Here is a 26426-nt window from a genome sequence, read left to right on the forward strand (position 1 = left end):
GTCTCAGTACCCGCGCTTGAAATCGACGATGCCGCTGATCGGCTCGCCGCGCGCGAGCGCTTTGATCTTGCCGGCGATCTGCACGATGCTTTCCTCGCGCAGCGTTTCCGCCGAAATATGCGGCGTCACCGACACGCGCGGATGCGTCCAGAACGGATGTTCCTGCGGCAGCGGCTCGGTGTGGAAGACATCGAGCGTCGCGGCGGCGATCTGGCCGCTGTCGAGCGCGGCGATGAGATCGGCATCGACGAGATGCGGGCCGCGCGCCACGTTCACCAGATACGCGCCGCGCGCGAGCTTGCCGAACGTGCGCGCGTTCAGAATGCCTTCGGTGTCCGGCGTGTGCGGCAACAGATTGATGAGCACTTTTACGCCGTCGAGAAACGCGTCGAATTCGTCCGCGCCCGCGTGAACGTGGACGCCTTCGATCGTCTTCGGCGTGCGGCTGTATCCGCGCACGGGCACGCCGAGTTTCAGCAAACCCTTCGCGACTTCCGCGCCGAGCACGCCGAGCCCGAGCACGCCGACAGTGAACGATTCGCGCGCGTGCTGCGGCAGTTTTTCCCAGCGGCCTTCGCGTTGCAGCGCGTCGTATTCGTCGAAGCGGCGCAGGTAGCGCAGCACGCAGTACGTCGCGTATTCGACCATCTGCTGCGCCATGCCGGTGTCTTCGAGACGCACGAGCTTCGCGTTCGGCGGCAGCGTGCCGGGTTCGCGGCGCTCGACATCGAGAATCGCATCGACGCCCGCGCCGAGATTGAACACGGCCTGAAGATCGGGACGATTCGCAAAGAGCTCGCGCGGCGCGCGCCACACGATCGCGTAGTCGGCGCTCGCGGTGTCGCCCGGCTCCCATACGCGCAGGTCCGCATCGGGCAACTCGCGTTTCAGGCCGCCGAGCCACGCGTCGATATCGGCGCCCTTCTCGTAGAAGATGATTTTCATGGCCGCGTCCGTTTTCCGTTTAGTTCGCGTGCTTGTGTCCGCAACCGCGTTCGGCTTCCTGCGCGCCGGCGTTCTGCGCGGCTTCCGCGCGCATGCCGAGGCGCTCGATCAGCTTGCGGTCGGCTTCGGCTTGCGGGTTGCTCGTCGTCAGAAGCTGATCGCCGTAGAAGATCGAGTTTGCGCCCGCCGCGAAGCACAGCGCCTGCAACGCTTCATCCATCTGCTCGCGTCCGGCGGACAGACGCACCATCGCCTTCGGCATCGTGATGCGCGCGACCGCGATCGTCCTCACGAACTCGAACGGATCGAGCGCGTCGACGCCGGTGAGCGGCGTGCCCGCGACCTGCACGAGATTGTTGATCGGCACCGATTCCGGATACGGCTCCATGTTCGCGAGCTGCGAGATCAGTCCCGCGCGTTCGCGTCGCGATTCGCCCATGCCGACGATCCCGCCACAGCACACGTTGATGCCCGCGTCGCGAACGTGTTCGAGCGTATCGAGGCGATCCTGATACGTGCGCGTCGAAATGATCTGGCCGTAGAACTCCGGCGACGTGTCGAGATTGTGGTTGTAGTAATCGAGGCCGGCGTCGCGCAAGCCTTGCGCCTGATGCGCTTCGAGCATGCCGAGCGTCACGCAGGTTTCGAGACCCATCGCCTTCACGCCGCGAATCATGTCCTTGATCGGCTCGAGATGGCGATCCTTCGGATTGCGCCACGCCGCGCCCATGCAAAAGCGCGTCGCACCGTTCGACTTCGCGACTTCGGCGGCCTTCAGGACTTCATCGACGTCCATCAGTTTTTCGGCCTTGAGGCCGGTGTCGTGATGCACCGACTGCGGACAGTACGCGCAATCTTCCTCGCAGCCGCCCGTCTTGATCGACAGCAGCGTGGACAACTGCACCGCGTTCGGATCGAAGTGTTCGCGATGCACGGTCTGCGCGCGGAAGAGCAGATCGTTGAACGGCAGTTCGTACAGCGCGACGACATCGGCGACGCGCCAGCGCTGCATCGGTTGCGGCGTGGTTTTCGAGGTGGTCTCAGTGGCGATTTGCTGTGTCATGAATTCAATCCTTTTGATGAAGCGAGTCGGTCAGAGCGCCGATATCGAGCGAATCGGCGGCGCGCGTTGCATCGGGTGCCGCGAGATGCGGAATCACGCCGATGAGCGGCGCCTTGATGCGTTGTTTCAGTGTTGCGATGTTTTCGTCGGGATACAGCATATTCGGATCGACGCGATTCGCCACCCAGCCGGCGAGCTTCAGGCCGCGCGACGCGATGGCTTCGACCGTCAGCAACGCATGGCTGATGCAGCCGAGCCGCATGCCGACGACGAGCACGACCGGCAGATTCAGCGCGACGGCGAGATCGGCGGTGTCGTGCGTGTCGGTGAGCGGCACGCGAAAACCGCCGACGCCTTCCACGACGACGATATCCGCTTTCGTCATCGCGAACTGATGCGCTCGCACAATGCGCCCGATGTCGAGCGCCACGCCTTCGCGCGCCGCAGCGATATGCGGCGCGATCGGCTCGCGCATCATGAACGGCGTGCGGATGTCGTTCGGCAGCGCGACGTTCGCGGCGGCGTCGAGCTGATCGGCGTCTTCGTTGTGCAGCACGCCGTCGCGCTCGACCGTGCCCGACGCGATCGGCTTCATCGCGGCGGCGGAAAGGCCCGCGCGCGCGAAGCCGTGCAGCAGCGCGCAAGAGACGAGCGTCTTGCCGATTTCCGTATCGGTTCCGGCGACGAACAGGGATAAAGCGGTCATAGCGTATTCAAAGCGTTTAACGCGTGATCGAGCCGCGCGAGATCGTCCTCGCTGTGCGCGGCGGAAAGGGAAATGCGCAGGCGCGACGTGCCCGCCGGAACCGTCGGCGGACGAATCGCCGGAACCCAGAGGCCTTGCTTGTCGAGCGCGGCGGCGATTTCCAGCGTTTCGTCGTTGCCGCCGATCACGAGCGGCTGCACGGCGGTATGCGAATCGACCGGCATCCAGCGCGTGCGTTTCAGCATCGCGCGCGTGGTGTCGATCAGCGACGCGAGGTGCGCGCGGCGCGCGTCGCCTTCATCGCCCGCGATGATTTCGATGCTCTTCGACACCGCATGCGCGACCGCCGGCGCGGACGCCGTCGTGAAGATATACGGACGCGCGCGCTGAATGAGCCATTCGATGACGGTTTCATCCGCCGCGACGAACGCGCCCGACACGCCCGCCGCCTTGCCGAGCGTGCCGACATAGACGAGATGCGGCGAGCGCAGTGCGTAATGCGCCAGCGCGCCGCGTCCTTGCGGGCCGAGCACGCCGAAGCCGTGCGCGTCGTCGACGACGAGCCACGCGCCGTACTTCTCCGCAAGCTCGACGAGACGCGCGAGCGGCGCGATATCGCCGTCCATGCTGAACACCGTGTCGGTGACGATGAGCTTCGTCGCTGTTTCGTCGCGGGAGGCGTCGAGCATCGCGTCGAGCGCGTCGATGTCCGCGTGCGGATAAATCTGCGTTTGCGCGCGCGACAGGCGCACGCCGTCGATCAGCGATGCGTGATTGAGCGCGTCCGAAAACACGAGCGTGCCGCGTCCGGCGAGCGCCGTGACGACCGCGAGGTTCGCCATGTAGCCGGTGCTGAAGTAAAGCGCGCGCGGGTTGTCGACGAAACCGCCCGAGAACGCGGCGAGATCGTCTTCGAGTTGCGCGTGCGCGCGTGAATGGCCGCCCAGCAGATGCGAGCCGCCGCTGCCCGCGCCGAAAAGCGACGCGCCTTCGGCGAGCGCCGCGCGAATCGCATCGTGCGCGGCGAGGCCGAGATAATCGTTGCTCGCGAAGCCGACGATCGCGCGGCCATCGACGGTCATGTACGCGGAACAGGCGCCGTCGATCGTCTTGCGGCGACGCCGCAGGCCGCGCGCATCGATATCGTTCAAGCCCTGTTCGAGCGTTTCGTACAGCGCTCTCGCTGTCGTGCTCATGCTGCGACCCCCGCGAGCGTGGCGTCGAGCGTTTCGCGCGTGCGTTGCGCGAGGAGCAGCAGTTCGTCGTCGGAGAGGATGTACGGCGGCATCATGTAGACCGTCGTGCCGATGGGGCGCATCAGCAGTTCGCGCTGCAACGCGTTTGCGAAGAAGCGGCGCGAGAACGTCTTGTCGTCGATATCGACATCGAACGCGAAGATCGTGCCGCGATTGCGCAGATTCTTCACGCGTTCGTGCCCGCCGACGCGCGCGCGCAACGCCTCGCCCAGCAACGCCGATTTGCGTTTGTTTTCCGCGAGCACGTTCGCGCTGTCGAACAGATCGAGCGTCGCCAGCGCGGCGCGGCACGCGAGCGGATTGCCCGTGTACGAATGCGAATGCAGAAAGCCGCGCGTGACGTCGTCGTCGTAGAACGCGGCGTAGATGTCGTCGCGCGTGAGCACGATCGAAAGGGGCAAGTATCCGCCGCTGATGCCCTTCGACAAGCAGATGAAATCAGGCCAGATGCCCGCCTGCTCGCACGCGAAAAAAGTGCCGGTGCGCCCGCAGCCGACCGCGATTTCATCGGCGATCAGATGCACGCCGAATTCGTCGCACAGCGCGCGCAAACGCGTGAGATACGACGCGTCGTACATCGACATGCCGGCCGCGCACTGCACGAGCGGCTCGACGATCACGGCCGCAAGCTGCGACGCGCGCTGCCCGAAGAGCGCGCGCATCGCGGCGATGGCTTCGTCGACGCCGACCGCCGCCGGCGACGCGACCACATGCGCGTGACGGATCAGCGGATCGTAAGCGTCCTTGAAAATGGCGACGTCCGTCACGCCGAGCGCGCCGATCGTTTCGCCGTGATAGCTGTTCGCGAGACACGCGAATTCGCGCTTCTCGCTTGCGCCGCGATTGCGCCAGAAGTGAAAGCTCATCTTCAGCGCGATCTCGACCGCCGACGCGCCATCGGACGCGAAAAACGCATGGCCGAGCGTGCGATCGGTGAGCGCGCAAAGACGCTCGGCCAGTTCGACGGCCGGCGCGTGCGTGCAGCCCGCGAGCATCGCGTGTTCGAGCGTGTCGAGTTGATCCTTGAGCGCGCGGTTGATGTCGTCGTTCGCGTGGCCGAAGAGATTGACCCACCACGAACTGATCGCATCGAGATAGCGGTGGCCTTCGTGGTCGTAGAGCCACGCGCCCTTGCCGCGCGCGATCGGCACGAGCGGCACGCGCTCGTGATGTTTCATCTGGGTGCACGGATGCCACACGGCCGCAAGCGAGCGGGCAACCCAGTCCTGATTGGCTTCTGTGTTCAAAAACGGCTCCCAGGCCCGCGCGCGCGATGCGGGCCGGATACATCGGGCAAGCGCCAGGCGCCTGCGTTACGGGGAAACTGCGTGAAAACTGCGCGAGTCAATTATCCCTAAAACATGGCCGACCTTCCGTATTCGGAAGGTTTTTTGGACATGCGTGCGCGCGCAATGGAAATGCGAAAACGCGCTATCGCGTGCAACGTCGGCCAAATGGGTCGCTTAACGTGCGATCGACGCAAAAACGCCGGCGCGAAGGCCGGCGTTCCCGACAGGCGGAAAAGGTGTTCTAGCGTGACGCCGTCTGCGTCTCGGCGGCCTGATCGTTCCAGACGACGCGATTATTCACCGCGTACAGCCGGCACGGATCGGCGCTCTGCTTCTGGCAGCTCGCGATGGCGACGGCCATCGGATCGTCGCCGCCTTCGGCCCACGACCACGCGCCCGAATCGGACACGGCGAACGCGCGGCTCGAATACTGCGAAAGGAAGTTGCGATAACCGGCGCGGCCGTTTTCATCGACGAACGGCACGGCCTGCACGGAATCGAGGTCCGCGAAGTGCGTCGCGTTCGGCATGCGCGGCTCGGCCACCTGATATTGCACGGCGGTCGGCATGCCGATCTGCGCGAGGAAGGCCTTCACGCGCGGCCACCAGATCTGCACGCCGTCGCGGTCGCCGACGAGCCGATGCGCGTCGTTCTTGTAGCTGCCGAAATCGACCATGTTGGCGCGCGCGCCGTGCGCGGTGAACGCGGTGTACATCTGCGCGGACAAGTCGCCGTCCCAGACCGAATCGTTGTCGCCGTAGAGCCACAGCGACGGCAGGCGCACGTTCTGCCCGTAATCGCCGAACGCGTTGACGAGATTCTTCCGCCAGTCGCCGCATTCGTCCTGACGCAGCCCGCCCGAGAAATTGATGAGACCGCGCACGCCGGGCGCCGCGATGGCATCGCGCGCGCCGTAGGCGATGGTCGTCAAACCGCCGTGCGACGTGCCCGCGACGACGATATGCGTCTTGTCGACATACGCTTGCTGGCTCATATAGGCGATGGTCGCGGCGACGTCCTGCGCTTGCGCGAACCCGTTCGCCTCGACGTCGCAGCCGTGGCCGGTGTAATCGCCGCCCGAGCCCGCGAAGCCGCGCCGGTTCGGCACGACGACGACATAGCCGTGGCGCACGAATTCACGCGCGAGCGCGACCGGGCGATTGCGCGGTTGCGCGTGCGAATCGCCGGGGAGCTTGCCGTGATTGAAGACGATCATCGGGAACGGGCCGGCGCCGTCTGGCTTGAACACGGTGGTTTCGAGCGAGATGTCGGCTTCGGGAATCTCGATGACGCTTTCGTTCAGTCCGATCGCGACGACGGGCAGGCCGGCATCGAGCGAATCGGGAATCTGCGAGAGCGTCTGGCCGAATGCGGGCGCCTGCAGACCTTCGGATTGACGCACGCCGCCGACCGGTTCGGCACGCACGGCGGACGTGACGAGCGATGCCGCGAGCGCGCACACCATGCTGCATCCGACCAACCAGGTTCTGATCGCCATCCGTGAACTCCGACTGCGCTTCCAAAGGACGTTGATACGGCGAGCCCCGAACGTCTTTTTGAAGTCACAAACCTATCGCGCTGCTCGATGAGAGCAGTATCGGCTGCGGGTTCCGGGAGTCATGCCCTGAAAAGGCATGACAATTGGCTTCAAAACGGGGCTTCGCTGCGAGTGTCCGGGCACGGGAATGACAGCGCCCTGACGTGAACACAGATTAACCGTTCAAAATTGCACTGCACAATAAGAGAAACCCCGTAACTGTTTAATCTGTAAGGAAATTCTTAGGAAATTAATACCGCGTGCCACAGCATATTTCTTAAAGGAATATTTAGTTTTCTTTAATCCGACCATCGACATAGATCCAGTTTCCGGCGCTGTCTCGCGTGAAGCGGCTGGCTTCGTGCAAACGATGCGCGCGCCCGCCGACCTTGTAGCGCGCGACGAACTCGACTTCCTCGTGATTCGCGTCGGTCGGCGTGTGGCGTTTGATCTGCAAGCCGAGCCAGCGCGTGCCGGCGTCGGAGGCGTCGAGATCGGGCGGGCAGGTCGCTTCCGCCCAGGTCGCGCGCAGATACGCGGTGTCGCCGAGCACGTAGGCGGTGTAGCGCGAGCGCATCAGTTCCATTGCGTTCGCGGGCTTTTCGCCGCCTTCGATGAATCGTCCGCAACACGCGTCGTAACGCGGCGCGCGCGCGTCAGGCCGCTGGCCGGGCGCGGCGCCGCCGCACGGACATTCCACGAGTTTCATTGATCGACACCCGGCATGACGACATGGCGCGGCTGGCTGCGCACGCGTTCGAGCCACGCGCGGATCGCCGGATAGCGCGACAGATCGAGATTCGCCTGATCCGCGACATGCGTGTACGCATACAGCGCGATATCGGCGACGGTGTAGCGCTCGCCGACTAGAAAGGTGCGCGTCGACAAATGCCGTTCCATCACGTCGAGCGCGCGATACGAACCAGCGATCTTTTCCGGCAGACGCGCGTCGCCGGGATTCTTCTGAAACTGCAGGATGAAGCGCGCCACCGCGACATACGGCTCGTGGCTGTACTGCTCGAAGAACATCCACTGCAGCACTTGCGCGCGTTCGAGCCGGTCGTCGGGCATGAGCGGCGTGCCGTCGGCGAGATAGCAGAGAATCGCGTCCGATTCGGAGAGCGTCGTGTTCTCGTCGATGACGAGCACCGGCACCTTGCCGTTCGGATTCAGCTTTTTGAATTCGTCGGTGCGCGTTGCGCCGTTCATCATGTCGACTTCGTGCCAGACATAAGGCTGGCCGAGCTGTTCGAGGACGAGGCGAACCTTGTGACAGTTGCCCGATGCCGAAACGCCGTGTACCTGATAGGTCACATTCACTCCTTGTTCACCATTCGATCTTCGTGCCGTCGTACTGCACGAAAGTCCCGTTGAATTCCTCGCGCAGCGCGCCCGCTTCGGCGATCACCGCGCGCATGCCGGCGACGCTGCGCGCGACGTCGATCGCCGCCGATGGCCCGCCCATTTCCGTGCGAACCCAGCCCGGATGCAGCGCGATGCACGCCGAATGCCGCGATTCCAGCGACGCCACCTTCAGCGCGGAATTGAGCGCCGCCTTGCTCGCGCGATACAGCCAGCCGGTCGTGCCGCTCGTCTCGGCGATGCTGCCCATCTTGCTCGACACGACCGCGAGCACGCCGTTCGCGGCGTCGGTCAGCGGCAGGAGCACGGGAATCAGTTGCATCGGACCACGCACGTTGGTGTGCATGACCTGATCGAAGTCCTCCGCGCCGATCGTCTCGACGCCTTCGGTGCGCGGTCCATACACGCCCGACACGACGATCGCGACATTCAGCTTTTCCTCGTCCAGTTGCCAGGCGAGCGCGGCGATCTGCTCGGGCTGCGTGACGTCGAGCGGGAAGGTTTGCGCACCCATCGCGTCGAGCGCGGAGAGCGAGGTTTTATCGCGGGCCGTGGCGAGCACGCGCCAGCCGTCGCGACAATATTCGCGTGCGAATTCGTGGCCGAGGCCGCGCGACGCGCCGACGATCAGAACCGTTTTCATGAGCGACATGTTCCTTGTGTGAACAGACTTCGTGAATATAACGCGCGACCCGCTGTCGCGGATCGCCGTTCGGCCTTTCGGCTATCGTTGTGCGCTTTCAAACAGCAGGACCGGAAAGATGATGCAAACCGATGTCGTGATCGTCGGCGCCGGGCCGGCGGGCTTGTGTCTCGCGAACGCGCTGAGCGGCGCGGGTTTGTCGATCGTGTTCGTCGAGCAGCAAAGCCACGACGCGCTGCGCGAGCCCGCCTTCGACGGCCGCGAGATCGCGTTGACGCAGAAATCCGTCGCGTTTCTCAAGACGCTCGGCGTGTGGGAGCGCATCGACGCGCACGCGAAATCGCAGTTGGCCGATGCGCGCGTTTTCAACGGATCGTCGCCGTTCGCGATGAAAATCGGTCATGCGCTTTCCGGTCACGACGAGCTCGGTTGGCTCGTGTCGAATCATCTGATCCGGCGCGCCGCGTTCGAAGCAGTGAGCGCGGACGTCCGCATCATGACGTCCGAACGCGTGACCGACCTCGATACCGACGCATGTGGCGCGCGCGTGCGGCTCGAAAGCGGCGAGACGATCGCGGCGCGGCTCGTCGTCGCGGCGGACAGCCGGTTCTCCGCGACGCGCCGCATGATGGGCATCGCCGCCGACATGCACGATTTCGGCAAGTCGATGTTGGTCTGCTGCATGACGCACGACGTGCCCCACGATCACGCGGCGTGGGAATGGTTCGGCCACCGGCAGACGCTCGCGCTCTTGCCGATGAATCCGGATCCGGAGACGGGCGCGCATCGGTCGTCGGTCGTGGTGACGCTCGAGGCGCGCGACATCGAGCGCCTGAGCAAGCTCGACGAGGATGCGTTCAATCGCGAGATCGAACGCCGCTTCGAGCGCAGACTCGGCACGATGGCGCTGCGCACGACGAGGCATGTTTATCCGCTGGTGTCGGTTTATCCGAAGCGCTTCGTGGCGAAGCGTTTTGCGACGGTCGGCGATGCGGCGGTCGGCATGCATCCGGTCACGGCGCACGGGTTCAACTTCGGGCTGGCCGGCATCGAGACGCTCACGCGCGCGATTCGCGACGCGCAGGCGGCGGGGCTCGACATCGCCGGCGATGGGCTGCTCGCGCGATATGAAGCGAAGCATCGGCAGGAAACGCGGCCGCTTTATCTGATCACGCGATTCATCACGGAGGTTTATACGCGCGACTCGCTGCCGGCGCGGATCGCGCGCGATGCGATGCTGCGGATCGGAGAGAAGCTGACGCCGTTCAAGCGGGCCGTGGCGATGTCGCTGGCGGGGTGAGTGAGATTTCGCTTATTTCGTTTGGATGACTAGTCGTGCTTATTGAATTCGATAGAGTGACGACTGTCGCAACATCGATAAGGAGCCGAGCATGTTCAAGGTCATCAAGGCCGAGTTACCTTGGAATATAACCGCCGAGGAGATTCGCGAATACGCGGAACAGGCTGCCATCCGTCGCAAGCTCGAGATCGAAAGCCGCAAAGGGACGGCCGAGGAATACATCGACAGTCCCGAGTACAACAGCCGTTTCATCGATCATCTGCTGAACTTTCCGAAACTCGACGTGGAGGACGACTTCTTCGATCGTCATCCGAAACGAGGAGCCTCCGATGTATCTGGCTGATACGAACGTGATCAGTGAAACGAGACTCGAAGAACGCGCCAATGAAGGCGTTCGCGTGTTCTTCCGGCAAGCCAAGCTCGATAAGAGATGCGTTCATCTCTCCGTCATGACTGTCGCGGAACTTGGACAGGGCGTCGAGCGGGTGCGCCGAAGAGGTGATAAACGGCAGGCCGAAAAGCTCGAATCGTGGGTGAACAACGTCCTGCGAGAATACGACACGAGAATCCTGCCGGCGGGCAAGGAGATCGGCAGGCTATGGGGAAACCTGCGCGCGCCGCACCCGGAACTCGCTTTGGACAAGCGCATAGGCGCAACGGCCATTTTCCACGGATTTGATGGTGGTCACGCGCAACGTCAGAGACTTCGAGCGAATGGGCGTCGAGATGCTGAATCCCTTCGAATAGGAATGAATGCGGCCCGGCTCGCGCCGGACCGGCCCGGAACACTCAAACCAACTCCACCCCCATCGCCGTCGCCTCCCCACCGCCGATACATAAGCTCGCCACCCCGCGCTTCAGCCCACGCGCCTTCAACGCACCGAGCAGCGTCACAAGAATCCGCGCGCCCGACGCACCGATCGGATGCCCGAGCGCGCACGCGCCGCCGTTCACATTGACCTTGTCATGCGGCAGATCGTGCTCACGCATCGCGGCCATCGTCACGACGGCGAACGCTTCGTTGATTTCATACAGATCGACATCGCCCGCGCGCCAGCCGTTTTTCTCGAAGAGCTTGCTGATCGCGCCGACGGGCGCCGTCGTGAACAAGGCCGGTTGTTGCGCGAACGTGCTGTGTCCGGCGATACGCGCGATCGGCGTGACGCCGAGCCGCATCGCGGTCGATTCGCGCATCATCACGAGCGCCGCCGCGCCATCGGAAATCGACGACGAATTCGCGGCCGTCACCGTGCCGTCCTTCGCGAACGCGGGCTTGAGCGACGGAATCTTCTCGATGTTCGCCTTGAACGGCTGCTCGTCGCGCCCGATCACCGTATCGCCCTTCCTGCCCTGCACCGTCACGGGCGCGATTTCCCAGTCGAACGAGCCATCGTCGTTCGCTCGCTGCGCGCGCCGCAACGATTCGACCGCGAACGCATCCTGCGACTCGCGCGAGAACGCATACGACGAAGCGCATTGCTCCGCGAACGCGCCCATCAGACGGCCTTTTTCGTAAGCGTCTTCGAGGCCGTCGAGGAACATGTGATCGAGAACCTGACCGTGACCCATGCGCATGCCGCCGCGCGCTTTCGGCAGCAGATACGGCGCGTTCGTCATGCTTTCCATGCCGCCCGCGACGATCACGTCGACCGATCCGGCCAGCAGCATGTCGTGCGCGAACATCGCCGCGCGCATGCCCGAGCCGCACATCTTGTTGATCGTCGTGCAGCCGGTGGATAGCGGCAAGCCCGCGCCGAGCGCCGCCTGACGCGCGGGCGCCTGACCCTGACCGGCGGGCAGCACGCAGCCCATGATGGCTTCGTCGATCTGCTCGGGTTTTAATCCCGCGCGTTCGACCGCCGCCTTCACCGCAGCAGCGCCAACCTGCGGCGCGGTCAGCGACGCGAAATCGCCCTGAAACGCGGCCATCGGCGTGCGCGCCGCTGACACGATGACGATCGGATCGTTCCTTGTCTCACTCATGTTTCAGCTCCTTGATGACGCCCTTGATCACTTCGGGAACGTCGCCCAAGCGTTCGGCAAGTGCCGCATCTGACGCGAGGACATCGTTTTCCGCGGAATGCGCGCCGCTGCGAGTCATCGCGGCAACGCACGACTGATAAACCGGATCGATCTCGGCCGGTGCGCCGATCATCATGCCCATGTTGCGCAGGCGGCCGTCGTGCACGCCGTAGGTCCAGCCGTGCACGGTGAGCTCCTGTCCGCGCGCCCATGCGTCCTGAACGACGGTCGTGCGGCACACGTTGATGGTCTGCTCGATCGTGTTCAGCTCCACGAGACGGCGATGGCGCGCGTCGCCCATCGGCCATTCGTCGAGCAGCGCGCCGTGCTTTTCGCGCACGTCTTCGACATGGCGCAGCCAGTTATCGGCGAGACCGACGCGCCGCCCGACGAGCGCCGCGCCCACGCCCGAGCAGCCGTAATGGCCGACGACCATGATGTGCTTCACCTTCAGCAGATCGACGGCGAACTGGATCACCGACAGACAATTGAGATCGGAGTGCACGACGACGTTCGCGATGTTTCTGTGCACGAAGACTTCGCCCGGCGGCAAGCCGATGATCTCGTTGGCCGGCACGCGCGAGTCCGCGCAGCCGATCCACAGATATTCGGGCGTCTGCTGATGCGCGAGGCGCTCGAAGAAAGCGGCGTCTTCGGCGAGCTTGCGTTCGACCCATTCCTGATTGTTTGCGAACAGGTGAGCAAGCGGCGTTTTATCGTCAATGTGGTTCATGTTCGAAAGTCAAAAGCCGGACCGCGCGCTTCACGCGGCGCGCGCGTCCGATCGGCCGGGCTCGTCGAAACGCTCCGGATAACGGATGCAGAATCGGACGTCCCGGTCATAGGGAAAGAAATCGGCGAGTTCGCCGCGCAGCAGTTGTTCCTTGTGATGCTGCCAGAACGCGGGATCGAAAAAATCCGCGTGATGACGCATGAACGCTTCGCGCACGCGCGGATCGCCGAGCAAAAATGTGCCGTACGTTTCGGGAAAGATATCGTGCGGCCCGACGGTATACCACGGTTCGCCGGACAGCTCGTCCTCTTCCGTGCGCGGCGCAGGGACGCGGCGCACGTTGCAATCGGTCAGATACTCGATTTCATCGTAGTCGTAGAACACCACACGACCGTGCCGCGTCACGCCGAAGTTCTTGTACAGCATGTCGCCGGGGAAGATGTTCGCCTGAATCAGCTGTTTGATCGCGTCGCCATATTCCTTGATGCCGTGATCGACGTCGTCGGCGTTGCCGTTCTGCAGGAAGAGATTGAGCGGCACCATGCGGCGCTCGATATACACATGCCGGATGACGAGCTTGTCGCCTTCGTATTCGATCATCGAAGGCGCTTCCTTTTCGAGTTCGCGGATGAGCGCGTCGTCGAGGCGCGCGACCGGCAGCGCGACGCTCGAATATTCGAGCGTATCGGCCATTCGGCCAACGCGATCGTGCCGCTTCACGAGCTGATACTTGTCCTGAATCTTCTGCCGCGTGGTTTCCTTCGGCGGCGGAAACGCGTCCTTGATGAGCTTGAACACGTAAGGAAACGACGGCAGCGTGAAGACGATCATCACGAGTCCCTTGATGCCCGGCGCGACGATGAACTTATCGCTCGAATGCGACAGATGATGCAGCAAGTCGCGATAGAAATCGTTCTTGCCCTGCTTCTGCAAACCGACCGACGTATAGATTTCGGCCTTCGGCTTGCGCGGCATGATCGTGCTCAGAAATTGCACGAACGCCGACGGCACTTCCATATCGACGAGAAAGTACGAATGCGAGAAGCTGAAGATGATGAGCACCTGCTCGCGCGAGAGCAGCACGGTATCGAGCGCGAGCAAGCCGGGCTTCGTATGCCGGATCGCGATGGCGAAGGGCAGCAGCGCATCGCCGTTGATGATCCGCCCGACGACATACGCCGCCTTGTTGCGAAAGAACAGCGACGAAAGCACATGAATCTGAAAGTTCGGCGCAGGCGTGATATCGCCGAAGGCTTCGCGCAGCGCCTGCATCACGCATTGCACGTCGCGCGGCAAATCCTCGAACGGCGGTTCCAACTGAAAGTTCGTGACGATGCGTTCGAGCGTCGCGGCGAGGCCGTCCTTTTCCGGGTAATACGCGCGATACGTCGGCTTTGCGGCGGGCTCGTCGTTCTCGATGTATTCCGTCGAAATGGCCGGCCGCACAAAGATGAAGTCATTGTTGAAGTACGAGCGATGCAGGATCTTGCAGCACACGGAATTGAAGAACGTTTCCGCGCATTCCGGCTGACGATGCGTCGTCAGCAAGCCGATGTAATGCAGCTTGATCTGCTGCCACACGTCGTCCTCGATATTCTCCGCGTCGTATTCGTCTTCGAGCGCCGTCACGCATTCCGTGACGCGATCGTCATACGACGCGATGCGATCGCGCGCCAGTTGTTGCAACGCGAGCCAGTCGCCGCGCTCGAATAGCTCCTTCGCCTTGATCGCGGCTTCGCGGAACACGCGGTAATGATGCTCGAAGCCTTCGAGTATCGTCTTGGCGACATCGAAGCCGATTTGCGACGAGAGCAGCTTGGGGAAATGATTCATATCGACCCTGCGCTTCCTGTGCGGGCGTCACGCGTTATGCCGCTTTGGGTTTGCGCGCACGCTTTTCCGCGCCCGCCGCGAGCAGCGCGCGGCCCTGTTCCTCATACGCGGAAAGTTCGGCGAGCGTCGTGTTCAAGTCTTCGAGCTGACGCTGCAGCACTTCGCGATGCGCCGCGATCGTATCGACGAAAGCCTGTAGCTGCGTCGCGGTGCCGGTAGGCGAGTCATACAGATCGAGCAGCGTGCGGATTTCCGACAGCGTGAAACCGAGCCGCTTGCCGCGCAGCGTGAGCTTGAGGCGCGTGCGATCGCGCGCCGAATACACACGCCGCAGGCCGTTCGAGCCTTCGCGCTTCGGCGCGAGCAGCCCCTGATCTTCGTAAAAGCGAATGGCGCGCGGCGTAATGTCGAACTCGCGCGCCAGTTCGGTGATCGTGTAATGCGTCGGTTGGGTCATTGCCGGCCGGCAGCGCAAATGCGCGCGCAACGTTAGAATGGACGTTTACGTTATCGTCAACTTGGCCAAATTGCAACGCGGCGCAAACCCGGAGACAGGCACCGAATGAACGCACTCGAACACCAGCTCGACTATGTTTTCGCGGACCGGCTGCCCGAATCGGGCGGCGTCATGGAAGTGGCGCCGGGCGTGTTCTGGCTGCGCATGCCGCTGCCGTTCGCGCTCGATCACATCAATCTGTGGCTGCTCGCCGATGAAATCGACGGTGTGAAAGGCTGGACCGTCGTCGATTGCGGCATTTCGAGCGATACGATCCGCGCGAACTGGGAGCGCGTGTTCGATTCCGTGCTCGATGGAAAGCCGGTGCTGCGTGTGATCGTCACGCATTGTCATCCGGATCATCTGGGACTTGCCGACTGGATCTGCACGGGCGGCGACAAGAATCGATGGAACGTGCGCCTGTGGATGTCGCTCGGCGAATACGCGATGGGCCGCGTGATGGCCGCCGGCGACGGCTCGAACGCGGGCGGCGAGCGAGCGGCGGCGCATTTCGCGGCGCACGGCCTGTCCGACGAAGCGTCGCTCGATGCGCTGCGCAAGCGCGATAGCTATTACCCGACGCTCGTGCCGTCGATTCCGGCGGAATATCGGCGTATCCGCGATGGCGATGTCATGCGTATCGGCGCGCGCAATTGGGAAGTGGTGTCGGGCTACGGCCATTCGCCGGAGCACAGCGCGCTTTTCTGCGCCGCCGACAAGTTGCTCATTTCCGGCGACATGGTGTTGCCGCGCATTTCGACAAACGTGTCGGTGTTCGCAGTCGAGCCGGAAGGCAATCCGCTTGCGCTGTATCTGGAATCGCTCGGCCGCTACGAAACCATGCCCGCCGATACGCTCGCGCTGCCCTCACACGGCAAGCCGTTTCGCGGCGTGCAAACGCGCATCGGGCAATTGCGCGAGCATCATCGCGCGCGGCTGGCGGAAGTGCGCGACGCGTGCGCTCAAAAGCCATGCAGCGCCGCAGACATCGTCCCTATCATGTTCAAGCGCAAGCTCGATATCCATCAGATGACGTTCGCGCTCGGCGAAGCGCTCGCGCATCTGAACCTGCTTTGGCTCGATGGCACGCTGAAACGTCAGACCGGCGCTGACGGCGTGATCCGCTTCACGCCGGCCTGACTTCGCTTACTGCACGGAAACAGCGCCGAAATTCACGCGCCCGAACGGACTCACGTTATAGCCGCTGACGTTCGCGCGCGTGAGCGCCGCCGCCGTCGGATAGACGAGCGGAATCCACAGCGCCTGATCGTGGATGATCTTCTGCCCATCGATATACGACTTCGTGCGTTTGGCGACATCGGCGGTCGACTTGCCATCGGCGATGAGCTTGTCCAGTTGCGGATCGCAATAGCGCGCGAAGTTGATGCCTGACTTCACCGCGTTGCAACTGAAAAGCGGCGACATGTAGTTGTCCGGGTCGCCGTTGTCGCCGGCCCAGCCCATGAACAGCATGTCGTGCTGACCCTGCTTCGCCTGCTTGATGAGTTCGCCCCATTCGATCACTTTCACCTGCGCCTTCACGCCGATTTTCGCGAGATCGGCTTGCAGCAATTCCGCGCCCGCCTTCGGATTCGGATTGAGCACGCTGCCGTTCGGGCGTACCCAGATCGTCGTGTCGAAACCGTTCGGAAAGCCCGCATCGGCGAGCAGCTTCTTCGCATCGGCGGATGAATATTTGTACGCCTCGATGTTCTTGTCGTAACTCCACGTATTCGGCGGATACGGATTCACCGCTTGCGTCGCCGTGTTGTCGAACACGGTCTTCATGTAGGTCGTGCGATCGAAGGCCATGTTGATCGCCTGACGCACCTTCGGATTGTCGAGCGGCTTCTTCTGCGTGTTGAGCGCGACGAACGCCGTCATGAATGCGGGCGCTTCGCTCACCTTCAGCGACTTGTCCTTCTTCGCGTCGATGACGTCCTGCGGCTTCGGCGACAGCGCGATCTGGCATTCGCCCGCCTTGATCTTCTGCGCGCGCACGGCGGCGTCGGGCGTGATCGCGTAGATCAGCCGGTCGATCTTCGGTTTCGCGCCCCAGTACGACGGATTCACGTCGTAGCGGATGACCGAATCTTTCGTGTAGCTCTTCAGCACGAACGGGCCGGTGCCGATCGGCTTGCTGTTCAGATCGACCTGCTGGTTCGCCTTCAGCAGCTTGTCCGCATATTCGGCCGAATAGATCGATGCGAAGCCCATCGTGAGGATCGGCACGAAGGTCGCGTTCGGCTCGTTGAGCTCGAACTTCACGGTATGGTCATCGACTTTCGATACGGCCTTGATGAGCTTCACGAGGCCCATCGACTGCGCGTGCGGAAAGCCGCTCGCGCCCGCGATCTTGTGCCACGGATTGTCGTCCGAGAGCATGCGCGAGAACGTGAACACGACGTCGTCGGCACTGAGCGGACGCGTCGGCTTGAAGTAATCGGTCGTCTGAAACTGAACGTTCGGACGCAGATGGAATGTGTACGTGAGCCCGTCGCTCGTCACGTCCCACTTTTCCGCGAGCGAGGGCACGACCTTCTTCGCGGCTTCGTCGTAGGAGACGAGCGTATTGAAGATGACATCCGCCGATGCGTTGGTCGTTACGAGCGAATTGAATTGCACGACATCGAAGCCGTCCGGGCTCGATTCGGTGCAGACGGTGAGCGGCTTGGACATCGCGAGCATCGGCGCGGCGAGCATGGCCATCGCGGCGGCCGCGGCGAAGAGTTTCAGACGCATGAGATCTCCCGTGATCTTCATTTTTGTTCGTGGATGAGCTTGAGCACGCGCAGCAAGCGACGCGCCCGGCGCGGCCAGATTAGCGGATGCATCCGTCGACGACAACGATCCGATCGGCATACGCTTATTCCGCGGGTTGCCGAAACGAGGCGCATCGGGCTAAACTTGCGCCTTCTTTGGGGAGTAGCCTTCCTTCGCGAGCGAAGGAGAACGCGTCAACATCCTCGGCCCTGCTGCCGTGGCGCGTTCGACCGGAACGGTTTGGCGAGACCATCGATGCGCTATGTCGTTCCTGGCCGGACGGCGCGTGGCGCATCGTGGTTCGCTCGACGTCCGGCCGTGGAATCATCGTGTCCCCACAACTACAACATCCCCGTTTCCCGCGCACGCTCGCGCACCCGTCGCATGTTTCGATGCGAGGTGCCGCATGACGATGCTCTTTCTCGAACTCGCGCTGATGCTCGCGATCATCCTGGTCGCGGCGGAGCTATTCACGAATGCGCTCGAACATCTCGGCGAACGGCTCGGCATTTCCGAAGGCGTGACCGGATCGCTGTTCGCGGCGGTCGGCACGGCATTGCCCGAGACGACGGTGCCGATCATCGCGCTGCTCGGCGGCACGACGAGCCGTGCGGTCAACGAAGAGATCGGCGTCGGCGCGATTCTCGGCGCGCCGCTTATGCTCGCGACGCTTTCGACGTGTCTGATGACGTTCGCGATCCTCAAGTCGCGCGGCATGAGCGGGCGCATCGTGCCGGAGCGCAGCGGCTTCGTGCGCGATCTGAACTTCTTTCTGGTCGCGTTTCTCATCGCGTGCGCCGCGATGTTCGTGCCGCATCACGCGTGGCAAGTGCGCGCGTTGTTCGCGGTCGGGCTCGTCGCGCTCTATATCGTTTATGTGATTTCGACGTTCAAGGCTTCGGCGAAGCTCGTCGAGGGCGGACACGGAACGGAAGCGCCCGAGGCCTTGTTCGCTTCGCGTCTCGGTTTGAAAACGTCGCTCGGCACGATCATGCTGCAGTTTTTCTTCGGCATCGTGCTGCTCGTCGGCGGCGCGAAGGGCTTCATTCACGGCGTCGAGGGCGTGTCGCATGCGCTGGGAATTTCGGCGCTGCTGCTGTCGCTCATCATCATTCCGATCGCGACGGAGCTGCCCGAGAAAGTGAACAGCATTCTGTGGGCGCGCCGAGGAAAGGACACGCTCGCGTTCGGCAACATCACCGGCGCGATGGTGTTTCAAGGGACGTTGCTTCCGGCCATCGGCATCATGCTGACGCCGTGGGAGCCGCGTATCGAAGTGCTGACGGGCGTGCTCATCACGCTCGCGGCGGCGGCGTGGCTGCGCTTCAATGCGAAGGAGGACGGCGTCCTGCTGTGGGCGCTGCTCGGCAACGGCGTGCTGTACGCGGCCTATCTCGCGTTGACGCTCGGGCGCTGAGAAAGCTGCGGCACAAAGAAGAATGCCCGCGCGAGGCGGGCATCGAAGAGCGAAGCAGCGCGCCGATGATTCCGGCGCGTCGTTCTTGTTGTTCTTATAGGGGTTATCGGCAGACGCGCGGGAAACTTTAGAACCGCGCCGCCTGATGATATCGTCCAGCGGCTTTCGCGCCCTCCATCGCCCGGCGATACGTGGCGGAGAGCGTCGCTTGCGCATCTTTTGCACGCGCGGCAACCGCGTCGATGCTCGCCTGGATCTGCCGAATCAACGCGACCGCCTCGACTGGCTGGTCCGCCCGCAGCGACATCACGAGCGGCGCGCGCGCTGAGTCGAGTTCGGCGGCGCGCGCCCAGTCGCTCTGACTCACGGCTTCTTCGATCGCCTCAGTCAATGCCCACGCGTTCTCGATCAGTTCATTCTGGTTCATGATGCGTCGATTCCTTCAGCAATTACTTCTTGGAGTCAGACATCGCGCCGGCGCTGTTCGAGCCGCCGAAGAGCGCCGTCAGATAGCTCGACTGCTGCGTCATCGACGACATCAGCGTGTTCAGCGCCGTGAACTGCTGATTATATGACGTCGTCAATTGCTGCGTATAAGCGGTGAGCTGCGTCTGCTGATCGGCGATGTTCTTCAAATCGGTGTTGAGCGCGGTGGTGCGCGTGTCGATGAGGCCGCCGGTCTGCAAGAACGAAGTCAGGCTCTTGTTCAATTGCGCCGCGACGCCATTGGTCGAGTTGAAGAGCGATGCGATCGTGCCGCTCTTGTTCGTGAGCGCATCGGTAAGCGCGTCCTCGTCGGTCTTGAGCGAGCCGTCGGGCTGCAGCGCGATGCCGATCGAAGCGAGATTCACCTGATCCTTGCCAGTCCCGATCGCGCGGCTGATCGTGCTCGAGATGGTGTTCTTGATCGAGTTCATCATCGAGTCGCCGAGCAGCGCGCCGCCTTGCGAACCGGCTGCCTGAGTCGAATCGAACGACGTCAACGAAGACGCCGTGCTGACGAAGTTGTTGTACGCCGTGACGAATGCTTCGATCGTCGTCTTCTGGCCGCTGACGTCCTGGCCGATCGTGAGCGTCTGCGTCGTACCGACCGAGTCCGACGCGAGCGTCATCGAAACGCCCGTGATTGCGTCCTTGATCGTGTTGCTCGAGCTCACTACGGCCGTGCCCGCGACCGTCAGATTCGCGTCCTGGCCGACCGTGTTCTGGTTCCAACCGCCCGTACTGTCGATCGACGTGTGCGCGGGCGTAGTGATGGTCTTGGTCGGATCGTTGGGATCGGCGGCCGTGCTCGAGGCCACGGTCGTCGTCTTAACTGCGAGCTTGTTGAGCGGCGACGTGCTGTCGTCCGCATCGACCGTGATATTGATGCCGTTGGACAGTCCCGTCGACGAGGAGCGCAGCACGAGGTGCGCGCCGTCCGTGCCGTTGATGATGGTCGCGGTGACGCCCGGATTGTCGGACGCCGAATTGATCGTCGAAGCGATGCCCGAGAGCGTGTTGTTGCTGCTGTCGATCTTGATCGTGCTAGGCTTGCCGTTGACGTTAATCGTCATCGAGCCGCTGCCGAGGGTGTCGGTCGACTTGAACGCGCCCGACGTGATCGACTGCGACGTCGCGATGTTCTGCACGTTCACCGAATAGCCACCCGCGACCGCGCCACTGCCCGCGGTGGCCGTGAGACCCTTGCCGTCAGCGGTGGCGGTGAAGGCGGAAAGCGCGGTGCCGTTCGCGAGATTGGTGATCGAGCTCTGCAGCAGCGAGAGTACCGACTTCAACGTGCCGATTGCGGTGAGCTGCGTGTTGTCGGCCGTCTTCTTGTTGTTGAGCGCGTCGGTCTGTCCTGCGACCTTCGCGTTGACAATCGCGCTGACGAGCGAGTTCACGTCCATCGTGGAGTTCGTGGAACCGCTGATGATCGACTGTGCGGCCTGCTGTACGGCGCTCGTCGGATCGACAGTGGAACCCGTTGTCGTGGCTACGGTGGTCATGAGTACTCCGGTCGTATTGCTTCGCGATCGCTTGGAATTGAGCGGGAGTAATCGTCTCCCGAAAACGCGCACAGGGAGACGAGCTCCCGACGCAATGCTTTTTACATCCGGCGCGCATTGTACTTGCCGATGCGCGCCGGCTACAGCGTCGGCGATGTTGCTTAGCCGAGGAGCTTCAGAACTTGCTGGGGCATCGAGTTCGCTTGAGCCAGCACCGAGATGCCAGCTTGTTGCAGCACTTGAGCCTTCGACAGGTTCGCGGTTTCCTGCGCGAAGTTCGCGTCGGTGATTTGCGATTGTGCCGACGACAGGTTGGTCGACTGTTGCGTCTGAGTCGAAGCGATCGACGTGAAGCGGTTTTGCGCAGCGCCGAGGTTTGCTTGCAGCGAGTTGACCGTGTTCAGCGCGTTGTCGATCGACAGGATCGCGGCGTTGGCGCCACCCGTCGAGCTGATGTCGATGTCCGCAAGGCTCGGAGCGGCGTTCAGCTTGCTGGCCGCGTCAACTGCGGTGTTGGCCGACACGTTCGCGGCCGATGTGAGCGAGAAAGTCGTCGGAGTCGTCGTTGCGCCTGCGTTCACCGTCAGGAACGACTTCGCAACCGAGCCGGCGGCAATGCCGTCCCCGAGGCTCTTGCCGTCTTGGTCGAAGAACGTGACACCGCCTGCGCCGTCGGCCTTCGCCGTCACGGAGGTGATGAACGACGTCGTGGAAGAGGTTGCGTCCTTTCCCGTCGCCGCGTCGATGTTCAGGTTCGACACCGTGCCGATGACCGTGCCCGACTGTGCAGGAGCGCTCGGCGTATTTGCGGTGTTCGCCGTGCTCAGTGCTGCGAACTGGCTGCTCGGCGCGAGCGCGCCGCCAGCCTTGGCCGTGATCGTGCTCGGTGCGCCGGCCACGCTCGAAGTGACCGTGAACAGCGCGTCGCTGGCGGTCTTGTCGATGGCCTGGTTGTTCTGATCCGTGAACGTGTAGCCGCCCTTGCCGTCAGCAAGGATATTGAGCGACGTGATGGCGGGCGTAGTGCCCGATGCCGCCGCGGTGCCGTCGCTCTTCAGGCTGAGGCCGCTGACCGTGCCGAGCACCGAACCCTTGCTTGCCGAGCCGCTGCCGAGCGAAGCCGCCGACACGCCTTGCGAGAAATCGACCGAGATCGATTGGCCGACGTTCGCGCCGATCTGGAAGCTGACCTTGCCGGCGGTGCCGTCGAGCACGTTCGAGCCGTTATACGTCGTTTGCGAAGCGATACGATTCACTTCAGCGATACGCTGGGCAACCTCCTTTTGCAGAGCGGCCTGGTCGGTCGAAGAGAGCGAGCCCGTCGCCGATTGCACCGCGAGCTGGCGGATACGCTGCAGGTTGTCGGAGATCTGGGTCAGACCGCTCGATGCGGTTTGCGTCATCGAGACCGCGTCGTTCGAGTTCGACACGCCCTGGTTCAAACCGTTGATCTGCGACGTCATGCGCGACGCGATTGCCTGACCTGCTGCGTCGTCAGCAGCGCTGTTGATGCGCTTGCCCGACGAGAGGCGGGTGATCGCCGAAGACAGCGCGCTTTGCGTGCCGTTGAGGTTCTGCTGTGCAACCAGCGAGTTGATGTTGCTGTTGATACCGATCATTTTGTTCTCTCCTGGGAGACTGTATCTGGCTTTGGCTAAAGCACCGAGTAAGTTGCCTGGCGGTCCTGCGCTCGGTGATAGCCGGCCGCCTACTTGTGGTTATCGGGCCCCTCGAAAAAAACTTAAGGCCCGCGCAAACGATTTGTGTAACGAATTCTGTTGCGAGGCCGCGAAGCCTTGCCCGGCAAGGCGCCGATTTCGCGCGTATGCTTTTCCGTCCCTCACGACGCATTCGGAGCGCACATGCAGACACGAAATATCGGCACATCGGAACTGAAAAAGTTGCGCCGCTCGTCTTCGGCGGCAACGTGTTCGGCTGGACTGCCGACGAGCGCATGTCGTTCTCGATCCTCGACGCCTTCGTCGATCACGGCCTGAATTTCATCGATACCGCCGACGTCTATTCCGCCTGGGTCACGGGCATCAGGGCGGCGAATCGGAGACGATCATCGGCAAGTGGTTCAGGGAAAGCGGCAAGCGCCACCAGGTCGTGCTCGCGACGAAAGTCGGCAAGCTGTCCACGCGCGCCGGGCTCTCGGCGGCGAACATCGCGGCGGCCGTCGACGATTCGCTGCGGCGTCTCAAGACCGATTACATCGACGTCTATTTCTCCCATTACGACGACGAAACCACGCCGCTCGACGAAACCCTCGACGCGTATCAGACGCTCATCAAGGCGGGGAAGGTGCGGGTGATCGGCGCGTCGAACTACACGGGCGAGCGGCTAGAAGAGGCGTTGAAAGTCGCGAAGGATTCGGGCTTGCCGGCGTATCAGATTCTGCAACCCGAATACAACGACACGACGCCCGCGACGGTCGCGCTCGCGTGGATGATCGCGCGCCCGAGCGTGACGGCGCCGATCGCCAGCGCCACGTCGGTCGCGCAACTGAGTTGGCCGGCGCGCGGGAGTTGGCAATGGCGCGGTGTTCTGGTAACATCGCGCCCGAATCGAGAAATGTGCCCGATTTCCTGCCTTCGCCGCTGAAAATGACAACGTCAACCAACAGCGGCGAACGGCTCTGAAACGCGCCTTCGTGTGGTTCTTTCGAAAGCGCCTGCCGCTTCCGCGGCTGAATCTCAACGCTCTCTTTTCCGGCCTCCGTGGCCGCTTTGCTCGTGTCCGTCGCGCCGTACTCACGTCCGGCGGACGATCGGAGTGCCGGGGCGCGGCAACTCGCAGTCGTCGCGCGCTTGAAAATACGTTTAGCAAACCAGGATTTACATGACCACTATCGTCCTCAAAGAAAACGAGCCGTTCGATGTCGCGATTCGGCGTTTCCGCCGCACCATCGAGCGCAATGGCCTGATCGCCGAACTGCGCGAGCGCCAGTCGTACGAAAAGCCGACCACCGAGCGCAAGCGCAAGAAGGCCGCCGCTGTCGCGCGCCTGCGCAAGCGCCTGCGCAGCCAGATGCTGCCGAAGAAGATGCACTAAGCGTCTTGTTCGGGCGAGGGTTTTCGGATCCTCGCGCCGAACGGCAAAACGGCGGTGCGACCCGTAAGGGCGCACCGCCGTTTTCGTTTCTATTGCCTTTTTTAGCGAGGGCGTTCAGACGAACGCGTGACGCCTGCCAAGCGCCGCGAGCAACGCCGGCCACTCTTCGATTTCGGCGTAGTCGTGAACTTCCTCCAGCTCGATCAGCAGATCGATGATGTTCGGATCGTAGGCATTCACCTTCGATGCGTAGAGCGCCCGCAGCAGACCGCCGTCCCGCGCATGCCGATAGTAGGAAATGCCGACGCCTTCCAGCTCCGGCTCGTACACATCGTCGCGCACGAGCGACCCGATCGCGCACTTGCGGCCTTCCGGACTGCGAAGCCTGCACGAACCGTTGTCGTCTTCCGAGACCGCGCGCTGCGTCAGCAAGTGCTCGCTGACGCGCTCGTAAATGTCCTTCGGGCTCAACATCGTAATAGGGCTCAACATCACAGCACCTGCAATATCACGCGGCCGTTTTAAGAAGTTCGGCTGACAACCCGAACTGACGCGCGATCGACGTCAAACGCTCGCGCCATTCCCATTTGCCGAAGACGTCATGCACGTTCTGCAGGCACGACAGCAGCTCGACGGTGTTGGGATCGAACACGTTGATGCGCGAACGGAGCAGCGCGCGCTTCAGCGCCACGACGCCGACATCCATGTACGCCGGCACCTGCTCGGGCGGCTTCGCGATGAAGCGAATGGGCACGCCTTCCATCGCGGTGAAATAGTCGCGCGGCTTGATGAAGCTCCCGACAGGGCAGCCGCCGCAGTATCCGCGATAGGCGCCGCCGCCCCGCGGCAGCAAAGCCGCTTGCCCTTGTCCGAAAAGATGCTGGACTGCGCTGTTGAAAATCTCCTGATGCGTCAGGAAGTTCAAGCTTTTCATGATCTTCTCCCCTGCGCCCCTGCGCAGCGGCCATACGTTTAAGTATTCGAGAACCTGCACCTGCTTACCGAAAGCGGCAGCGTCGTTGCAAATGTGGCGCAACAGAATCGACGCTCGCCGCCCGGCCTCTGCTCCGAGCACGGCGGTTTTCCCGGCCTGGGCGTGTGGTCTGACTGCGCCCTGTGTGCTCGCGTCGGATTTCTACACTCAGTGACGATCCGTACACCGTCAGTTATAACGGTTCGGAACGGTAAAAAGGTGCGCCAGCGCACGCGAGGAAGCCATTTTTACACGGCTCGTACGTTCGTGCAGTGCGGAAAACCCGGCCAAAAGCCTTGCAGTTCGGGCAATTGCGCGTGCTTCACTGCAAAAAAACCGTCATCTATAAGGATTTACCCTAGATCACGTAAATTAGGCTATACGATGTTGTCAAAAGGCAAGATTTTTCCGCATAGGAATCGATCAAAGCGGGGTTTTTGCAACGGTCTTCCGTTTTGTCTTAGGTTTTTCTCGCGACATGCAACCCACGGCGTGATCGTTGACCATGCCGGTGGCCTGCATGAACGCGTAGCAAATCGTCGTGCCGACGAACTTGCAGCCGTATTTCTTGAGCGCCTTGCTGAGCGCGTCCGATTCCGGCGTGGACGCGGGCGTGGGATTTTTCGCATCGCGCGGCGTGTCGATCGTTTTGCCGTTGACGAACGACCAGACGAAATCCGCGAACGAGCCGTGCTCCTGCTGGATCTGCTTCACGGCGCGTGCATTGAGCACCGCCGATTCGATCTTCGCCCGGTTACGCACGATGCGCGCGTCCTGCACGATCCGCTCGACGTCCTTCTCGGTGAAGCGCGCCAGCTTGTCGATGTCGAAGCCCGCGAAGAGCGCGCGATAGCCCTCGCGCTTGTTGAGGATCGTCGACCAGGAAAGGCCCGCCTGCGCGCCTTCCAGCACCAGCATTTCGAACAGATGCCGGTCGTCGTGCGACGGCACGCCCCATTCGCCGTCGTGATATTCGATCATCGCGTCGGTCGTGGCCCAGGCGCAGCGGGTGTGTTCGGTGTCTGCCATTGCGAGTCCTCATC

25 protein-coding genes, 2 pseudogenes and 1 riboswitch are annotated in these 26426 nt (G+C 62.7%); of the genes and pseudogenes, 7 read left to right on the top strand and 20 right to left on the bottom strand.

The features are described 5' to 3' along the window. Window positions 1–3 precede the first annotated feature (3 nt). The 9 genes from LDZ23_RS00395 to LDZ23_RS00435 form a co-directional block, all read right to left on the bottom strand. Window positions 4–945 carry a 2-hydroxyacid dehydrogenase gene (locus LDZ23_RS00395; RefSeq protein WP_008351949.1) on the bottom strand — a complete coding sequence of 314 codons (942 nt, stop codon included), beginning with the start codon at window positions 943–945 and terminating at the stop codon, window positions 4–6. Window positions 946–964: 19 nt separating this feature from the next. Further along, window positions 965–2008, bottom strand: a complete 1044-nt coding sequence (gene bioB / locus LDZ23_RS00400) for a biotin synthase BioB (RefSeq protein ID WP_008351947.1) — start codon at window positions 2006–2008, stop codon at window positions 965–967. A gap of 4 nt (window positions 2009–2012) precedes the next feature. Then, a complete protein-coding gene (gene bioD, locus LDZ23_RS00405) occupies window positions 2013–2714 on the bottom strand; it encodes a dethiobiotin synthase (RefSeq protein ID WP_008351946.1) in 702 nt (233 codons plus the stop codon). Continuing rightward, complete coding sequence (gene bioF / locus LDZ23_RS00410) at window positions 2711–3910, bottom strand: 8-amino-7-oxononanoate synthase (RefSeq protein WP_008351943.1); 1200 nt, start codon at window positions 3908–3910, stop codon at window positions 2711–2713. The genes bioD and bioF overlap by 4 nt, the downstream gene beginning before the upstream one ends. Beyond that, window positions 3907–5217, bottom strand: coding sequence for an adenosylmethionine--8-amino-7-oxononanoate transaminase (locus tag LDZ23_RS00415; protein WP_008351942.1), 1311 nt, complete (start codon window positions 5215–5217; stop codon window positions 3907–3909). Before LDZ23_RS00415 ends, bioF begins: the two co-directional genes overlap by 4 nt. Window positions 5218–5500: 283 nt before the next feature. Then, window positions 5501–6757: a dienelactone hydrolase family protein gene (locus tag LDZ23_RS00420; protein ID WP_008351940.1), complete on the bottom strand. Its 1257-nt coding sequence runs from the start codon at window positions 6755–6757 to the stop codon at window positions 5501–5503. A gap of 328 nt (window positions 6758–7085) precedes the next feature. Continuing rightward, the gene (locus tag LDZ23_RS00425) at window positions 7086–7505 is read right to left on the bottom strand and encodes a YchJ family protein (protein ID WP_008351939.1); all 420 of its coding nucleotides are present in this window, start codon (window positions 7503–7505) and stop codon (window positions 7086–7088) included. Further along, the gene (locus LDZ23_RS00430) at window positions 7502–8110 is read right to left on the bottom strand and encodes a glutathione S-transferase family protein (protein WP_008351936.1); all 609 of its coding nucleotides are present in this window, start codon (window positions 8108–8110) and stop codon (window positions 7502–7504) included. The genes LDZ23_RS00425 and LDZ23_RS00430 overlap by 4 nt, the downstream gene beginning before the upstream one ends. Before the next feature lie 13 nt (window positions 8111–8123). After that, complete coding sequence (locus tag LDZ23_RS00435) at window positions 8124–8801, bottom strand: SDR family oxidoreductase (protein ID WP_008351935.1); 678 nt, start codon at window positions 8799–8801, stop codon at window positions 8124–8126. A 118-nt stretch (window positions 8802–8919) separates the two neighbouring features. On the opposite strand from LDZ23_RS00435, the gene ubiM reads away from it, so the two are divergent. The 3 genes and pseudogenes from ubiM to LDZ23_RS00450 form a co-directional block, all read left to right on the top strand. Next, on the top strand, window positions 8920–10101 hold the full coding sequence (ubiM, locus tag LDZ23_RS00440; protein ID WP_008351932.1) for a 5-demethoxyubiquinol-8 5-hydroxylase UbiM: 1182 nt from the start codon (window positions 8920–8922) through the stop codon (window positions 10099–10101). A gap of 91 nt (window positions 10102–10192) precedes the next feature. Then, complete coding sequence (locus tag LDZ23_RS00445) at window positions 10193–10444, top strand: hypothetical protein (protein WP_008351930.1); 252 nt, start codon at window positions 10193–10195, stop codon at window positions 10442–10444. Beyond that, window positions 10431–10718: pseudogene (locus tag LDZ23_RS00450) on the top strand (PIN domain-containing protein); the annotation flags it as partial. The gene LDZ23_RS00445 and the pseudogene LDZ23_RS00450, both read left to right, overlap by 14 nt. Before the next feature lie 172 nt (window positions 10719–10890). Here the strand turns inward: LDZ23_RS00450 and LDZ23_RS00455 are convergent. The 4 genes from LDZ23_RS00455 to LDZ23_RS00470 are packed head-to-tail and all read right to left on the bottom strand — an operon-like array spanning window position 10891 to window position 15146. Next, complete coding sequence (locus LDZ23_RS00455; RefSeq protein WP_008351928.1) at window positions 10891–12084, bottom strand: acetyl-CoA C-acetyltransferase; 1194 nt, start codon at window positions 12082–12084, stop codon at window positions 10891–10893. Next, complete coding sequence (can, locus tag LDZ23_RS00460; protein ID WP_008351926.1) at window positions 12077–12856, bottom strand: carbonate dehydratase; 780 nt, start codon at window positions 12854–12856, stop codon at window positions 12077–12079. The genes LDZ23_RS00455 and can overlap by 8 nt, the downstream gene beginning before the upstream one ends. Window positions 12857–12886: 30 nt before the next feature. Next, window positions 12887–14689, bottom strand: a complete 1803-nt coding sequence (aceK, locus tag LDZ23_RS00465) for a bifunctional isocitrate dehydrogenase kinase/phosphatase (RefSeq protein ID WP_008351924.1) — start codon at window positions 14687–14689, stop codon at window positions 12887–12889. A gap of 34 nt (window positions 14690–14723) precedes the next feature. After that, the gene (locus LDZ23_RS00470) at window positions 14724–15146 is read right to left on the bottom strand and encodes a MerR family transcriptional regulator (RefSeq protein ID WP_008351922.1); all 423 of its coding nucleotides are present in this window, start codon (window positions 15144–15146) and stop codon (window positions 14724–14726) included. 105 nt (window positions 15147–15251) lie between these two features. Here LDZ23_RS00470 and LDZ23_RS00475 point away from each other — a divergent pair, with 105 nt between their 5' ends. Beyond that, window positions 15252–16325, top strand: a complete 1074-nt coding sequence (locus LDZ23_RS00475) for an MBL fold metallo-hydrolase (RefSeq protein WP_008351918.1) — start codon at window positions 15252–15254, stop codon at window positions 16323–16325. 6 nt (window positions 16326–16331) lie between these two features. Here the strand turns inward: LDZ23_RS00475 and LDZ23_RS00480 are convergent, their stop codons facing one another. Further along, complete coding sequence (locus LDZ23_RS00480; protein WP_008351917.1) at window positions 16332–17927, bottom strand: ABC transporter substrate-binding protein; 1596 nt, start codon at window positions 17925–17927, stop codon at window positions 16332–16334. Between the two features lie 163 nt (window positions 17928–18090). Continuing rightward, window positions 18091–18266, top strand: a riboswitch (yybP-ykoY riboswitch). 88 nt (window positions 18267–18354) lie between these two features. Here LDZ23_RS00480 and LDZ23_RS00485 point away from each other — a divergent pair. Next, window positions 18355–19365: a sodium:calcium antiporter gene (locus LDZ23_RS00485; protein WP_008351914.1), complete on the top strand. Its 1011-nt coding sequence runs from the start codon at window positions 18355–18357 to the stop codon at window positions 19363–19365. A gap of 127 nt (window positions 19366–19492) precedes the next feature. Here LDZ23_RS00485 and fliT read toward each other — a convergent pair whose 3' ends face one another. The 3 genes from fliT to LDZ23_RS00500 all read right to left on the bottom strand — a co-directional run bounded on the left by fliT (window position 19493) and on the right by LDZ23_RS00500 (window position 22975). Further along, the gene (gene fliT / locus LDZ23_RS00490) at window positions 19493–19792 is read right to left on the bottom strand and encodes a flagellar protein FliT (protein WP_008351912.1); all 300 of its coding nucleotides are present in this window, start codon (window positions 19790–19792) and stop codon (window positions 19493–19495) included. A 22-nt stretch (window positions 19793–19814) separates the two neighbouring features. Next, a complete protein-coding gene (gene fliD, locus LDZ23_RS00495; protein WP_033536557.1) occupies window positions 19815–21356 on the bottom strand; it encodes a flagellar filament capping protein FliD in 1542 nt (513 codons plus the stop codon). Window positions 21357–21517: 161 nt separating this feature from the next. After that, window positions 21518–22975, bottom strand: a complete 1458-nt coding sequence (locus LDZ23_RS00500) for a flagellin N-terminal helical domain-containing protein (RefSeq protein WP_008351908.1) — start codon at window positions 22973–22975, stop codon at window positions 21518–21520. Between the two features lie 243 nt (window positions 22976–23218). On the opposite strand from LDZ23_RS00500, the pseudogene LDZ23_RS00505 reads away from it, so the two are divergent. After that, a pseudogene (locus LDZ23_RS00505) lies at window positions 23219–23864 on the top strand (aldo/keto reductase); the annotation flags it as partial. A gap of 333 nt (window positions 23865–24197) precedes the next feature. Continuing rightward, entirely contained in the window at window positions 24198–24410 is a 213-nt protein-coding gene (gene rpsU, locus LDZ23_RS00510) for a 30S ribosomal protein S21 (RefSeq protein WP_008351904.1), read from the top strand. Window positions 24411–24524: 114 nt separating this feature from the next. On the opposite strand, the gene LDZ23_RS00515 is transcribed toward rpsU, so the two are convergent. The 3 genes from LDZ23_RS00515 to LDZ23_RS00525 all read right to left on the bottom strand — a co-directional run bounded on the left by LDZ23_RS00515 (window position 24525) and on the right by LDZ23_RS00525 (window position 26412). After that, entirely contained in the window at window positions 24525–24902 is a 378-nt protein-coding gene (locus LDZ23_RS00515; protein ID WP_235366266.1) for a hypothetical protein, read from the bottom strand. Window positions 24903–24918: 16 nt separating this feature from the next. Then, window positions 24919–25344 (bottom strand): hypothetical protein, encoded by a 426-nt coding sequence (locus LDZ23_RS00520; protein ID WP_008351900.1) that lies wholly within the window; start codon window positions 25342–25344, stop codon window positions 24919–24921. Window positions 25345–25806: 462 nt separating this feature from the next. Beyond that, on the bottom strand, window positions 25807–26412 hold the full coding sequence (locus tag LDZ23_RS00525; RefSeq protein ID WP_008351899.1) for a DNA-3-methyladenine glycosylase I: 606 nt from the start codon (window positions 26410–26412) through the stop codon (window positions 25807–25809). Window positions 26413–26426 lie beyond the last annotated feature (14 nt).

The organism is Caballeronia zhejiangensis, from assembly GCF_022879815.1.
GTDB lineage: Bacteria > Pseudomonadota > Gammaproteobacteria > Burkholderiales > Burkholderiaceae > Caballeronia > Caballeronia zhejiangensis.